Origin of the sequence: Streptomyces sp. NPDC048254, from assembly GCF_043201895.1 — a bacterium.
GTDB lineage: Bacteria > Actinomycetota > Actinomycetes > Streptomycetales > Streptomycetaceae > Streptomyces.
The window spans coordinates 188,958-202,288 of sequence record NZ_JBICZJ010000012.1; the positions used below are offsets into that span (position 1 = coordinate 188,958).

Consider the following 13,331-nt stretch of genomic DNA (forward strand, 5'->3'; position numbering starts at 1 on the left):
GAGCGCGGCCGGTCGGGGGGTAGCGTCGGCCGTATGTATGCGATCACGATTCCCGAACCTGGTGGGCCCGAGGCGCTGGTGTGGGACGAGGTCCCCGATCCCGTGCCCGGGGAGGGCGAGGTGCTGGTCGAGGTGGTGGCCAGCGCCGTCAACCGTGCCGACATCCTGCAACGGCAGGGCAACTACAACCCGCCGCCGGGCGCCTCCGCCTATCCCGGTCTGGAGTGCTCCGGCCGGATCGTCGAGCTCGGCCCCGGTGTCTCCGGCTGGTCGGTCGGCGACGAGGTGTGCGCACTGCTCGCGGGCGGCGGCTATGCGCAGAAGGTCGCCGTCCCGGCCGGGCAGCTGCTGCCGGTGCCCGAGGGCGTGGACCTCAAGCAGGCGGCCGCCCTGCCCGAGGTGGCCTGCACGGTCTGGTCGAACGTCTTCATGATCTCCCACCTGCACCCCGGTGAGACGCTGCTCGTGCACGGCGGCACCAGCGGCATCGGCACCATGGCGATCCAGCTGGGCAAGTCGGTCGGCGCCAAGGTCGCGGTCACCGCGGGCACCAAGGAGAAGCTGGACTTCTGCGCCGAGCTGGGCGCGGACATCCTCGTCAACTACCGCGACCAGGACTTCGTCGCCGAGGTACGGCAGGCCACCGACGGCGCCGGGGCCGACGTCATCCTCGACAACATGGGCGCCAGCTATCTGGACCGGAACGTGCGGGCCCTCGCGGTCAACGGGCGGCTCGCGATCATCGGTTTGCAGGGAGGGGTGAAGGGCGAGCTGAACATCGGCGCGCTGCTCGGCAAGCGGGCCGCGATCAGCGCGACCTCGCTGCGCGCTCGTCCGCTCACCGAGAAGGCGGCCATCGTCGCGGCCGTGCGGGAGCATGTGTGGCCGTTGATCGCGGGCGGCCATGTCCGGCCGGTCGTCGACCGCGAGCTGCCGATGGCCGAGGCGGCCGAGGCCCAGCGGCTGGTGGAGGCCAGCGCGCACATCGGCAAGGTCCTCCTCGTGGCCCCTTAGACAGGCCCTAGCTCCGCCGCACCCGCAGGGCGACGAAGGCGAGGCCGAGCCCGAGGCCGATCAGGACCAGGCCGCTGCCCAGCGGCAGGATGTGCAGCACAGGCTCGGAGGCGTCCTCCTCGCTGTGGGCCACGGCCTGGTGCGTGGGGTGCGGCGGGGACGGGGTGGGCACCAGTCCGGCCTCCCGGGGCGGCTGTGCCGAGGTGGCGGCCGGGCTCGCGTCGCCGGTCTCCTCGCCGGGCTCGTCCTCGTCCTCCCCCGAGCCGTCTTCGTCCTGCCCCTGGACGGCCGCCGCCGGGCCCTGGGGCCGTCCCGGCCGCAGCCGGCCCTCACCGGCCAGGGTTCCGGCCCGGGACGGCTCGGGGGAGGCCGAGGCGTCGGCGGAGTCCGAGGGCACGGGCTCGGGGTCATGGGCGACCACGGGCTCGGGGTCGTACGCGACGGCCGTGCCGTACGGCAGCAGTACCGTCGCGAGGACGAGCAGCAGGCGGACGAGCGCGAGCCGCACGCCGCCGAGGGTGGATCGCGGCCTTGGAGTCACGTCGGTGACCTCCTGGAACACAGTCGTCAGAGCCGACGCACACCAGACTCACATTCACTGACAAGACCGGCATTTCTGATTCGGCCGATGGGTCTACGCCCGTCCGGGAGCGGCTCGGGAAGGTGGATCAGCCCCAACCGGGGGGCACCACGGTGATGAGCTGTACGGGTGCGAGAGAATGGCGGCATGGAGATGCCGAGGAACGAACGGTCGCCCGAGAATCCGCAGATCCTGGTCGTGGGCCAGGACGGGATGGCACTCGGTGGCGGCAACGGGGACGAGGACTCCCGCGAGATCCCGGTGACGGAGATGGTGGAACAGCCCGCCAAGGTCATGCGGATCGGCAGCATGATCAAGCAGCTCCTGGAGGAGGTGCGGGCGGCTCCCCTCGACGAGGCCAGCCGGGTCCGGCTCAAGGAGATCCACGCCAGCTCCGTCAAGGAGCTGGAGGACGGTCTGGCGCCGGAGCTGGTGGAGGAGCTGGAGCGGCTCTCCCTGCCCTTCACCGACGACGTGACCCCGACCGACGCGGAACTGCGGATCGCGCAGGCCCAGTTGGTCGGCTGGCTGGAGGGCCTCTTCCACGGGATCCAGACCACCCTGTTCGCCCAGCAGATGGCCGCCCGCGCCCAGCTGGAGCAGATGCGGCGCGCGCTCCCGCCGGGCGTCGGCCACGAGGGCGAGGAACACGGACCGGCGGCCGGCCGTTCCGGCGGACCGTACCTCTAGGACTCCCGAGCAGGACTTCTGAGCAGGACTCCCGAGACGGCGAAGGGCCCGGCGTACACCGCCGGGCCCTTACTAGTGCGACTGCTGTGCCGCGCCTCAGCCGGTGGCCGGGTTGCCCGTCGACACCTTGAGCTCGATGGTCGGCATGTCCTCGGGGTCGACGTCCGTGCCGGAGGACGGGAACTGCTCCATGACCGTGCCGTCGCCGTAGGTGTTCTCGTCCATGGGGGTGATCTTCATCCGCCAGCCGGCGGCCTGGAAGCACTCCTTGACCGACTTGACGTACTTGAACTTGAAGTCCGGGACCTGGATCTTGTCGGCGTCGTCGTACGACTCCTGCGGCTCGGTGCACTCGGTCTTCTCGATGGTCTTCGCGGTGTCCGGCCCGCGGTAGCCCGACGCGTGCGAGGCCCCGGCGCTCGCGGTGCTTCCGCCGTTGCCGCCGCTTCCGCCGTTGTCGTCTCCGCTTCCGCCGCCGTTGTTCAGCGCCAGCGCGACGACCAGACCGATCACCGCGACCAGTGAGACCGCGATCGACCCGATGACCACCGGCCGGTTACCCCTGCCCCCACCACCGGAGGACGGCGACTGGGGGCTGATGGTGTACGGCGGCGGGGTCGTCGGCACCGGCTGGGCGTACCCGGCCGGCGTCTGGTAACCCGCCTGCTGCGGATAGCCGTACGCCGGAGCGGGAGCCGGAACCGGCCCTGGGGCCGGGGTGCCGTACGGATTCGGGTTCGGGTGCGGAGTCGGCTGGTACGGCGTCTGCACCGGTCCGGGAGGCGCCGGCGTCGCCTGGTCGACCGGCGGGAACACCGCGGAGCCGACCCCGGAACCGCTCTGGGCCGGCGGGATGCCCGGGACGATGCTGGGCGCGGCCGGCTGGAGCGAGGCGGCCACCCGCAGGCACTCGTCGCGCATGGACTCGGCAGTCGGGAAGCGCTCGTTCGGGTTCTTCTTCAGGGCGCGGGCGACCAGCGCGTCCACGGCCGGGGGAAGGGCACGGTTGACCGAGGAGGGAGCGACCGGCTCCTCCTGGACATGCGCGTAGGCGATCGCCAGCGGCGAGTCCGCGTCGAACGGCAGCCGGCCGGTGACCAGCTGGAACAGCATGATGCCGACCGAGTAGAGGTCGGAGCGGGCGTCCACGCCCCGGCCGAGGGCCTGCTCCGGGGAGAGGTACTGCGGGGTGCCGACGACCATCCCGGTCTGGGTCATAGAGGTGACCCCGGACTGCATGGCACGGGCGATGCCGAAGTCCATCACCTTGACGACCCCGCGCTTGGTCATCATCACGTTGCCGGGCTTGATGTCGCGGTGCACCAGCCCCATCTCGTGGCTGATCTCCAGCGCGGCCAGCACGTCGGCGGTGATCTTCAGCGCCTTGTCGGCGGGCATCGCGCCGTACTGCCGCACGTCCTCGTCGAGCACTGAGCCGAGCGGATGGCCCTCGACGTACTCCATGACGATGTACGGCATGGTCGAGCCGTCGAGTTCTTCTTCCCCGGTGTCGAAGACGGAGACGATGTTGGTGTGCGTGAGCTTGGCCACTGCCTGGGCCTCGCGGCGGAAACGCTCGCGGAAGGCCTGTTCCCGGCCGAGTTCGGTGTGCAGGGTCTTGATCGCGACCTGCCGGTCCAGGACCGTGTCGTACGCCAGGTGCACGGAGGCCATACCGCCCGCGCCGAGCAGGTCGCGCAGTTGGTAGCGGCCACCCGCCAGAGCCCGCCCCACGTAACGGCCGTGTGCGCCGTCCTGGCTCATTTGCCCCGTCCCCCGTCGGGCGCTCAGGCACCCTTGTTGATCGAATGTCTCATTCCCGGCCAAGTCTGCCGGAGGGCACCGACACGTCAAGCGCGGTGCCCGATCCGTGACCGTACGCGAAAGAAGAGCCGCGGAAGCGTTACAGCTGCCGTACGTCCGGTACACAGAATTTGCACGACAGCGCGTGGTACGGGTTTGATGGCCGGTCCGTCCACGGGCCGGAACCCGGACCTGGGGGTTGCGCGGAGGCTGTAGCGTGGCCGACTGAGACCGTGACAACACCGCGCGCACCGCGGGCAGAAACGACGGCGAGGACCGATGGCACAGACGCACAGCGCCCAGGGCCCGTCCGACCCCGAGGCGACTGGCGGCGGTATGTCGGACGCGCCTGAGCTGTGGGGCAACGGAGGTCTGGTCGGCGACGGCCGTTACCGGCTCACCCACCGCCTCGGCCGGGGCGGCATGGCCGAGGTGTTCGCGGCCGAGGACGTTCGGCTGGGCCGCACCGTGGCCGTGAAGCTGCTCCGTGCCGACCTCGCCGAGGACCCGGTCTCCAAGGCCCGTTTCACGCGCGAGGCACAGTCGGTCGCCGGGCTCAACCACCACGCGATCGTGGCGGTGTACGACTCCGGCGAGGACGTGGTCGGCGGCCAGTCCGTGCCGTACATCGTGATGGAGCTGGTCGAGGGCCGCACCATCCGCGACCTGCTGATCAACGCCGAGGCGCCGGGCCCCGAGCAGGCCCTGATCATCACGTCCGGGGTGCTGGAGGCGCTGGCCTACTCGCACCAGCACGGCATCGTGCACCGCGACATCAAACCCGCCAACGTGATCATCACCCACAACGGTGCCGTCAAGGTGATGGACTTCGGCATCGCCCGCGCCCTGCACGGCGCGTCCACGACGATGACGCAGACCGGCATGGTCATGGGCACGCCCCAGTACCTCTCCCCGGAGCAGGCGCTCGGCAAGGCCGTCGACCACCGCTCCGACCTGTACGCCACCGGCTGCCTGCTGTACGAACTCCTCTCACTGCGGCCGCCCTTCATCGGTGAGACGCCGCTGTCGGTGGTCTACCAGCACGTCCAGGACATCCCGGTGCCGCCGTCCCAGACCTCCGAGGGCGTCGCCCCGCCGGAGCTGGACGGCCTGGTCATGCGCTCGCTCGCCAAGGAGCCCGACGACCGCTTCCAGACCGCCGAGGAGATGCGCGGCCTGGTCCAGTACGGCCTGCAGATGCTGTACGACCAGGGCGCCCACACCGGCACCTGGAACACCGGCCCGGTCACCGTGCACGACGGCCGGCACGCCTCGGCGGGCGGTTTCGCCGGCACGACGGTGATGCAGAACCCGATGGCCTCCAACGGGACCTCGCAGATCCCGCAGCCGATCCTGCCGTCCGGCTACGGCGGCGGTGACGACGGCGGCTTCGAGGGTCACGGCAACCGGGGCAGCGGCCGCGGCAAGCTGTGGATCCTGGCCGTCTTCGCGGTGATCGCCATCGCGGCGGGCGTCGCGCTGGCCCTGAACAAGGGCGGCGGCAACGGCGGTGACCCGGGGACGTCGACGTCGCCGAGCGTCTCGCAGTCCACCAAGGACGAGACGCCCAGCGCGAGCCCCTCCGACGAGGCCAGCGACACGGCCACGGACACGGAGACCGACACCAGCGGCTCGGGCAACGACGACAACTCCGACTACACGCCGTCGGAGACCCCGTCGTACACCCAGTCCCAGACGGAGAGCACCGACCCGACCGACGAGCCGTCCGACACGGCGAGCGCCTCGCAGCCCACCGACACCGCGAGCTCCCCCGAGACGGACCCCACCGAATCGACGGGCACGGACGGCGGCAGCGGCGACACGGACCAGGGCAACACGATCTCCGGCGCCGGGCTGGGCAACCCCTGAAGGACACCGGCACCCCCGCGGGGCTGAGCAACGGCCCTCACCCGACGAACGCGTCGCACACCGCGTCGTACTCTCCGGTCCACCACACGGCCAGCGCCGACGCGGCCGGGAACTGAGGGTCCGCGCGGGTGTCGCCGCGCTCGTAGTGCCAGCGCAGCATCCAGAAGTCGTTGAGCCGTTCCCACCACACGCGGTGCACGGCCGCCGCCAGCTCCGAGGGCGTGGCACCGGCCGCGCGCCGGTACGCGCGCGCGTACGCCCGCACCTTCGCCAGGTCGAGCGCTCCCGCCGGGCGCACGAAGAAGATCGCGGCGGCGCGGACGGCCTCCTCCGCGCGGGGCTGCACGCCCAGCCGGTCCCAGTCGACGATCGCGGCGGGCGCATCGTCCTTGTAGAGCAGGTTGAACGGGTGGAAGTCGCCGTGCACCCAGCCCACGGAGGCGCCGCGCGGGGGACGCCGGCCGGCGTGCTGCTCCAGGAGCGCACGGCGTTCGAGCAACCGGTGCCGGGCGAGTTCGTCGAAGGCGTCGGCGGGCCGGTGCCGGCTGACCTGGGCGAGCAGGTCGTCGATGAGCGCGAAGGTGTCGGCGGGATCGGCGCTCTCGACGGGATGGGGGCTCGTTGCCGGGCGGGTGCGCCCCTTGGGTGGCATCACGCGCTCCAGGCAGGCGTGCACGGCGCCCAGGAGCGCACCGAGCCGCGCGCACTCCCCGCGCGTGAGCTGTCCGCCGTGCCGGTGCCGGCCGTCGATCCAGGGGTGCAGCGCGTAGGCGTGGCCGCCGACGACGGCGACCGTACGGCCCTCACGGTGGGCCAGCGGCGGGGCGACCGGGACGCCGAGGGCGGCCAGGCGCTGGGTGGCCAGATGGCGGCGCTCGATGGCGGCCGGGTCGGCGGTGTCGGGGTCGAAGTGGTGCTTCAGGAAGTAGCGGCCGCGGGTGGTGCGGACGCGGTAGCCGCGGTTGAGCAAGCCCTGTTCGACGGGTTCGCAGGTGAGTGCGGAACCGGCGGCGTACAGCCGGAGCAGGGCGCCCAGAGGGGGCGCATGGGGCATGAGGGGTGGTACACATGGGCGCGGCACGCGGCAGATGCTAGGGCAACGCCTGGGCCTGTGAGCTGGGGATTGTCGCAGGCAGTCGCGGTTGGTCGCTTTCGGTCACGTGGTGGACCGGGGCGAACGCGGGTGCGAAGGAATCGTCCCAGGACGCACCATCGGAGATGCCCTCACCGTGGCGCGCCCGTGTCGCGGGCCGAGAGCCGTACATCTTCCCGTGGCCCGGGGTGGCGGGATAACGTGCGGTAGCTCCGGCCTCCCGCAAGGCTCTGACCAGCTACCTTCCAGCCTGTGTCGATTTACTAGGAAACCCAAGCAAAAAGTACTTGGATTTCCAAGCAAAATCGCAGGTCAGGAGGGGTTTCACAGAAATGTGGAGCACTGGGTAACGTGCATCTTGCAGGGCGCTCGCCGGGGCACCTGTCACGCCTGTTCCCGGCCGAGTGGCACCCACCCCGTGCCACGGGTGTCGGAAGCAGGTGAGCCGCACTGGTTCACCCGGCAACCCCGGGGGCCGGACCGACGGAGGAGCACACGTGACCGTGGACAGCAGTGCCGCGAGCGAACCGCGACGCAGCGCCGCAGGCAAAGCCGGTACCACCGGCAGCAAGACCGGCACCAAGCGCACCACTCGCACCACCACGCCTCGCACCACCACGAAGAAGAGCACCGATCCCGAACTCGTGCAGCTGCTGACCCCGGAGGGCAAGCGGGTCAAGAACGCCGAGTACGACTCCTACGTCGCCGGGATCACCCCCGACGACCTGCGCGGCCTGTACCGCGACATGGTGCTCACCCGCCGCTTCGACGCCGAGGCCACCGCCCTGCAGCGCCAGGGCGAGCTGGGCCTGTGGGCGTCCCTGCTCGGCCAGGAGGCCGCCCAGATCGGCTCCGGGCGCGCCACCCGCGAGGACGACTACGTCTTCCCGACCTACCGTGAGCACGGCGTCGCCTGGTGCCGCGGGGTCGACCCGACCAACCTGCTGGGCATGTTCCGCGGCGTCAACCACGGCGGCTGGGACCCCAACAGCAACAACTTCCACCTCTACACGATCGTCATCGGCTCCCAGACGCTGCACGCCACCGGCTACGCCATGGGCGTCGCCAAGGACGGCGCGGACTCGGCGGTCATCGCCTACTTCGGCGACGGCGCCTCCAGCCAGGGCGACGTCGCCGAATCGTTCACCTTCGCCGCGGTCTACAACGCCCCGGTGGTGTTCTTCTGCCAGAACAACCAGTGGGCGATCTCCGAGCCGACCGAGAAGCAGACCCGCGTCCCGCTCTACCAGCGCGCCCAGGGCTACGGCTTCCCCGGCGTCCGTGTCGACGGCAACGACGTGCTGGCCTGCCTCGCGGTCACCAAGTGGGCGCTGGAGCGAGCCCGCAGCGGCGAGGGCCCGACGCTGGTCGAGGCGTACACCTACCGGATGGGCGCCCACACCACCTCCGACGACCCGACCAAGTACCGGGCCGACGAGGAGCGTGAGGCCTGGGAGGCCAAGGACCCGATCCTGCGCCTTCGCCGGTACCTGGAGGCCTCAAACCACGCGGACGAGGGATTCTTCGCGGAACTCGAGGCCGAGTCCGAGGCGTTGGGCAGGCGAGTGCGCGAAGCGGTCCGAGCCATGCCGGACCCGGACAACTTCGCCATGTTCGAGCACGTGTACGCGGACGGGCACGCGCTCGTCGACGAGGAACGAGCCCAGTTCGCCGCCTACCAGGCGTCGTTCGCGGACGTAGAGGGGGCCTGACCATGGCAGCGGAAAAGATGGCTCTGGCCAAGGCGATCAACGAGTCGCTGCGCCGCGCCCTGGAGACCGACCCCAAGGTCCTCGTCATGGGCGAGGACGTCGGCAAGCTCGGCGGCGTCTTCCGGGTCACCGACGGCCTCCAGAAGGACTTCGGCGAGAGCCGCGTCATCGACACCCCCCTCGCCGAGTCCGGCATCGTCGGCACCGCGATCGGCCTCGCCCTGCGCGGCTACCGCCCGGTGGTGGAGATCCAGTTCGACGGCTTCGTCTTCCCGGCCTACGACCAGATCGTCACCCAGCTGGCGAAGATGCACGCGCGTTCGCTGGGCAAGGTCAAGATGCCGGTCGTCGTACGCATCCCCTACGGCGGCGGCATCGGCGCGGTCGAGCACCACTCGGAGTCCCCCGAGGCGCTCTTCGCGCACGTGGCGGGCCTGAAGATCGTCTCCCCGTCCAACTCCTCGGACGCCTACTGGATGATGCAGCAGGCCATCCAGAGCGACGACCCGGTGATCTTCTTCGAACCCAAGCGCCGCTACTGGGACAAGGGCGAGGTCAACACCGAATCCATCCCGGGCCCGCTGCACAAGGCGCGCGTGGTCCGCGAGGGCACCGACCTCACCCTGGCCGCCTACGGCCCGATGGTGAAGCTCTGCCAGGAGGTCGCCGACGCGGCCGCCGAGGAGGGCAGGTCCCTGGAGATCCTCGACCTGCGGTCCGTCTCCCCGCTGGACTTCGACTCCATCCAGGCCTCGGTCGAGAAGACCCGCCGGCTGGTCGTCGTCCACGAGGCACCGGTGTTCTTCGGCTCGGGCGCGGAGATCGCCGCCCGTATCACCGAGCGCTGCTTCTACCACCTGGAGGCCCCGGTGCTCCGGGTCGGCGGCTACCACGCCCCCTACCCGCCGGCCCGCCTGGAGGAGGAGTACCTTCCGGGCCTGGACCGGGTGCTCGACGCCGTCGACCGTGCCCTGGCGTACTGAGGAGAGGGTCGTGACGACGATGACGGAAGCGTCCGTACGCGAGTTCAAGATGCCGGACGTGGGCGAGGGGCTCACCGAGGCCGAGATCCTCAAGTGGTACGTCCAGCCGGGCGACACGGTCACCGACGGCCAGGTGGTGTGCGAGGTCGAGACGGCGAAGGCGGCCGTCGAACTGCCCATCCCCTACGACGGGGTGGTGCGCGAGCTGCGCTTCGCCGAGGGCACCACGGTCGACGTGGGCACGGCGATCATCGCGGTGGACGTGTCGGGCGGGGCGGCCGTTCCCGTGGCGGAGCCCGCGCCGGCCGCGGAGCCGGAGGAGAAGCCGCAGGCCCGCCAGCCGGTCCTCGTCGGCTACGGCGTCGCGGCCTCCTCCACGAAGCGCCGCCCGCGCAAGGGCCCGGAGGTGACGGTCGCCGAGGCGGCGGTCACGGCGGCGGTCCAGCAGGAGCTGAACGGCCACGGCCCTGCCGAGGTCGCCGCAGTGGTCCCCGAGGCCCCCGCCGCGGAGCGTGCCCGTCCGCTGGCGAAGCCGCCGGTGCGCAAGCTGGCGAAGGACCTGGGCGTCGACCTGGCCACGGTGACCCCGTCGGGCCCGGACGGCGTCATCACGCGCGAGGACGTCCACGCGGCGGTGGCGGCCGTACCGGCGGCGGCCCCGCAGCAGGCGCCGGCCGTGCCGGCGGCTCCCGCCGTGCCGGCGGCTCCCGTGGCGTCGTACGAGGGTGCGCGGGAGACCCGGGTCCCCATCAAGGGCGTCCGCAAGGCGACGGCGGCGGCGATGGTGGGTTCGGCGTTCACGGCCCCGCATGTCACGGAGTTCGTGACGGTGGACGTGACCCGCACGATGAAGCTGGTGGAGGAGCTGAAGCAGGACAAGGACCTGCAAGGCCTCCGGGTGAACCCGCTTCTCCTCATCGCCAAGGCCCTGCTGGTCGCGATCCGGCGCAACCCGGACATCAACGCGTCCTGGGACGAGGCGAACCAGGAGATCGTGCTCAAGCACTACGTCAACCTGGGCATCGCCGCGGCCACCCCGCGGGGCCTGATCGTCCCGAACATCAAGGACGCCCACGCGAAGACGCTGCCGCAGCTGGCCGAGTCCCTCGGTGAGTTGGTGACCACGGCCCGGGACGGCAAGACCTCGCCCGGCGCCATGCAGGGCGGCACGGTGACGATCACCAACGTCGGTGTCTTCGGCATCGACACGGGGACGCCGATCCTCAACCCGGGCGAGGCGGCGATCCTGGCGGTCGGTGCGATCAAGCTCCAGCCCTGGGTCCACAAGGGCAAGGTCAAGCCCCGCCAGGTCACCACGCTGGCCCTGTCCTTCGACCACCGCCTGGTCGACGGCGAACTGGGCTCCAAGGTCCTCGCGGACATCGCGGCGATCCTGGAACAGCCGAAGCGGTTGATTACCTGGGGCTGAGGACGGATAGGTTGGACGAGTGGGCGGTCGCAACTTGGTCTTGCGACCGCCCACTCACTTTCAGATCCGGTTCAGCACGTAGACCGGCGCCCCCTCCTCCGTCCCGCCCCGCGAGTGGATGCAGGCGTGCTTGCGCAGCAGCCGGAGACACTCGTTGACGCGGTGCACCGTCAGGCCGGTGCGCGCGGCGATCGATTCGAGCGGCTCCCGCAGCTCGCCCCGCTCGACGAGGACCGGGGCGATGACGACGGCCACCGTCCACACGTCCTCGGTCACCGACAACCGCTGCCGCCAGTCGGCGAGCACGGACTCGGTGGTCGGCAGCGCCATGGGCGGGCCGTACGGCTTACGACGTTCGAGGACGAGTTCGTCGATCCGGTCGGCGATTCGTTCCATGGCCCGGACCATGGCCTGCTGCACGGCGAGCGTGCTCTTCTGCAACTCGATCAGTTCGCGCTGCCCGTTCGCCAGCTGCTCGTCCAGCTGAAGGTTGTGCGCCTCCAGCCGGACGATGGCCTCGGCGACCTGCTCCGGCATGGCGTAGGCGACGGGCGCGCCCGGTTCGGTGGGCTGCACCTCGGCCTCTTCGAGAGTGTAGGAACCCTCCTCGTGAACTGTCACGAGCACCTCGGTGGCCCATTCCTTGAAAGGAGCAGCGGTGCGCTTGGTGCAGGACATGACGAGGACGAGCAAGCCCTGGATATCGATCAGCTGCAGATCTCGACGCCACTGTCTACCTGCGGGGATGCTGAGACCGTAAGCGCTGCTGACACTCTCAAGACTCTCTCGATGTGTCTCCGGGACATGATCCGCCAGCGCCTTGCCGGGTGAGGCGTACCCCAGTTCCTTGCACACATCCACCGCCGGGAACCAGTGCGTTCCGTCCGGCATGGTCAGTCGTCGTACGCGGGCTCCGGTCGCCGCGTACACGAAGTCGCCGACGTCGATCGCCTCGTGGGACCTGGCGGGCTTCGCCTGCTTTTCGGGTTCGTTCATGGGAACCACCTCCGCCGCGGAATTTAGGGCGAAGAAAATCGAATATGCCAGTCAAATACTGCGATGTTCACGATTGCGAGGGAAGGATGCGATTTTTGCTGCGCCGGGTCGCTCGGGTATGCGAAAAGGCCCGCCGCAGATGGTGCGGCGGGCCTTCGTCGTCTGGGTGCCGGGGTGTCAGCCGAGGCGGGCGAAGCCGTAGTTGAGGAGCTTCGTGGCGTCCGTGGCGCGCTGGGTGATCGAGGAGGAGGCGAGGACGGTGCCGATGACCGTCTTGCCGTTGCGGGTCGCGGCGAAGACCAGGCAGTACTTGGCCTCGGGGCCGGAGCCGGTCTTCACGCCGATGGCGCCGCTGTAGCTGCTGAGCAGCGTGTTGGTGTTGGTCCAGGCACCCATGGTGCGGGTGGAACCGGTCTTGGTGATCGTCTTCGCCGTGTACTTCTTCGTCTTGACGACCGTGCGGAACGTGGAGTTCTTCATCGCGCTGCTGGCGATCTTCGTCAGGTCGCGCGGCGTGGAGTAGTTGTTGCCGTTGCCGATGCCGTCGAAGGAATCGAAGTGCGTGTTCGTCAGGTGCAGGTTCTTGGCGGCGGTGTTCATCTTGCCGATGAAGTTGGCGACGCGCTTGGCGCGGGTGGTGCCCGTGCCGTACTTGTCGGCGAGCGCGTAGGCGGCGTCGCAGCCGGAGGGCAGCATCAGCCCGTACAGCAGCTGGCGGACGGTGACCTTGTCGCCGACGATCAGGTGGGCCTGGGAGGCGTTGTTGGCGACCACGTAGTCGCTGTACGCCTTCTGGATGGTGACCTTGGCGTCCAGGTTCAGGTTCGACTGCGCGAGCACGACCTTGGCGGTCATGATCTTCGTGGTCGAGCCGGTGGACAGCTTGGTGTCCGCCTTCTTCGTGTACAGCGAGGCGGCGTTGGCGTTGTTCATGAGGTAGCCGCCCTTGGCCACAATGGTGGGCGCCGTGACAGCCTGCGCGGGCGCCGCGGTGAGGGCCCCGGTGGCGAGCATCGCGCCGGACGTGACGGCGACGGCGGCGGCTCTGCGGAAGCGGGTGCCCTTAATGCCGGTAATCAAGTGAGTTACCCCGAGTCGAGTCGAATGCCCCTGTAGTGCGGCCAAGTTGAGGCGGCAGGGAAGTGCGGGCCGCACGTGTAGG

General features: G+C 70.2%; 11 protein-coding genes. 6 read left to right on the forward strand and 5 right to left on the reverse strand.

Annotation, left to right across the window (positions count from 1 at the left end; genetic code table 11):
• Positions 1 to 33 precede the first annotated feature (33 nt).
• Positions 34 to 1,014, forward strand: a complete 981-nt coding sequence (locus ACGFZQ_RS31425; RefSeq protein ID WP_393843146.1) for an NAD(P)H-quinone oxidoreductase — start codon at positions 34 to 36, stop codon at positions 1,012 to 1,014.
• 7 nt (positions 1,015 to 1,021) lie between these two features.
• Here the strand turns inward: ACGFZQ_RS31425 and ACGFZQ_RS31430 are convergent, their stop codons facing one another.
• Entirely contained in the window at positions 1,022 to 1,555 is a 534-nt protein-coding gene (locus tag ACGFZQ_RS31430; protein ID WP_393843147.1) for a hypothetical protein, read from the reverse strand.
• A 186-nt stretch (positions 1,556 to 1,741) separates the two neighbouring features.
• On the opposite strand from ACGFZQ_RS31430, the gene ACGFZQ_RS31435 reads away from it, so the two are divergent.
• Positions 1,742 to 2,284, forward strand: a complete 543-nt coding sequence (locus ACGFZQ_RS31435; RefSeq protein WP_351696009.1) for a bacterial proteasome activator family protein — start codon at positions 1,742 to 1,744, stop codon at positions 2,282 to 2,284.
• A gap of 96 nt (positions 2,285 to 2,380) precedes the next feature.
• On the opposite strand, the gene ACGFZQ_RS31440 is transcribed toward ACGFZQ_RS31435, so the two are convergent.
• The gene (locus ACGFZQ_RS31440) at positions 2,381 to 4,048 is read right to left on the reverse strand and encodes a protein kinase (RefSeq protein ID WP_393843148.1); all 1,668 of its coding nucleotides are present in this window, start codon (positions 4,046 to 4,048) and stop codon (positions 2,381 to 2,383) included.
• A 318-nt stretch (positions 4,049 to 4,366) separates the two neighbouring features.
• On the opposite strand from ACGFZQ_RS31440, the gene ACGFZQ_RS31445 reads away from it, so the two are divergent.
• Positions 4,367 to 5,956, forward strand: coding sequence for a protein kinase (locus ACGFZQ_RS31445; RefSeq protein ID WP_393843149.1), 1,590 nt, complete (start codon positions 4,367 to 4,369; stop codon positions 5,954 to 5,956).
• A gap of 37 nt (positions 5,957 to 5,993) precedes the next feature.
• Here ACGFZQ_RS31445 and ACGFZQ_RS31450 read toward each other — a convergent pair whose 3' ends face one another.
• A complete protein-coding gene (locus ACGFZQ_RS31450) occupies positions 5,994 to 7,010 on the reverse strand; it encodes a phosphotransferase (RefSeq protein ID WP_393843150.1) in 1,017 nt (338 codons plus the stop codon).
• 536 nt (positions 7,011 to 7,546) lie between these two features.
• Between ACGFZQ_RS31450 and pdhA the strand changes: the two genes are divergently transcribed.
• Genes pdhA through ACGFZQ_RS31465 form a run of 3 tightly spaced genes read left to right on the forward strand, consistent with a single transcriptional unit; the run spans position 7,547 to position 11,173 of the window.
• On the forward strand, positions 7,547 to 8,761 hold the full coding sequence (gene pdhA / locus ACGFZQ_RS31455) for a pyruvate dehydrogenase (acetyl-transferring) E1 component subunit alpha (protein WP_351738159.1): 1,215 nt from the start codon (positions 7,547 to 7,549) through the stop codon (positions 8,759 to 8,761).
• A gap of 2 nt (positions 8,762 to 8,763) precedes the next feature.
• The gene (locus tag ACGFZQ_RS31460) at positions 8,764 to 9,744 is read left to right on the forward strand and encodes an alpha-ketoacid dehydrogenase subunit beta (RefSeq protein WP_351738162.1); all 981 of its coding nucleotides are present in this window, start codon (positions 8,764 to 8,766) and stop codon (positions 9,742 to 9,744) included.
• A 10-nt stretch (positions 9,745 to 9,754) separates the two neighbouring features.
• Complete coding sequence (locus ACGFZQ_RS31465) at positions 9,755 to 11,173, forward strand: dihydrolipoamide acetyltransferase family protein (protein ID WP_393843151.1); 1,419 nt, start codon at positions 9,755 to 9,757, stop codon at positions 11,171 to 11,173.
• Positions 11,174 to 11,233: 60 nt separating this feature from the next.
• Here the strand turns inward: ACGFZQ_RS31465 and ACGFZQ_RS31470 are convergent, their stop codons facing one another.
• Together ACGFZQ_RS31470 and ACGFZQ_RS31475 are read right to left on the reverse strand one after the other, a co-directional pair.
• Positions 11,234 to 12,169, reverse strand: coding sequence for a BRO family protein (locus ACGFZQ_RS31470; RefSeq protein WP_393843152.1), 936 nt, complete (start codon positions 12,167 to 12,169; stop codon positions 11,234 to 11,236).
• A 177-nt stretch (positions 12,170 to 12,346) separates the two neighbouring features.
• Entirely contained in the window at positions 12,347 to 13,249 is a 903-nt protein-coding gene (locus tag ACGFZQ_RS31475) for a D-alanyl-D-alanine carboxypeptidase family protein (protein WP_393843153.1), read from the reverse strand.
• Positions 13,250 to 13,331 lie beyond the last annotated feature (82 nt).

Coding starts and splice junctions, on each gene's coding strand:
- ACGFZQ_RS31425 (WP_393843146.1), top strand. CDS start 34: ATGTATGCGATCACGATTCCCGAACCTGGTGGGCCCGAGGCGCTGGTG.
- ACGFZQ_RS31435 (WP_351696009.1), top strand. CDS start 1,742: ATGGAGATGCCGAGGAACGAACGGTCGCCCGAGAATCCGCAGATCCTG.
- ACGFZQ_RS31440 (WP_393843148.1), bottom strand. CDS start 4,048: ATGAGCCAGGACGGCGCACACGGCCGTTACGTGGGGCGGGCTCTGGCG.
- ACGFZQ_RS31445 (WP_393843149.1), top strand. CDS start 4,367: ATGGCACAGACGCACAGCGCCCAGGGCCCGTCCGACCCCGAGGCGACT.
- ACGFZQ_RS31450 (WP_393843150.1), bottom strand. CDS start 7,010: ATGCCCCATGCGCCCCCTCTGGGCGCCCTGCTCCGGCTGTACGCCGCC.
- ACGFZQ_RS31460 (WP_351738162.1), top strand. CDS start 8,764: ATGGCAGCGGAAAAGATGGCTCTGGCCAAGGCGATCAACGAGTCGCTG.
- ACGFZQ_RS31470 (WP_393843152.1), bottom strand. CDS start 12,169: ATGAACGAACCCGAAAAGCAGGCGAAGCCCGCCAGGTCCCACGAGGCG.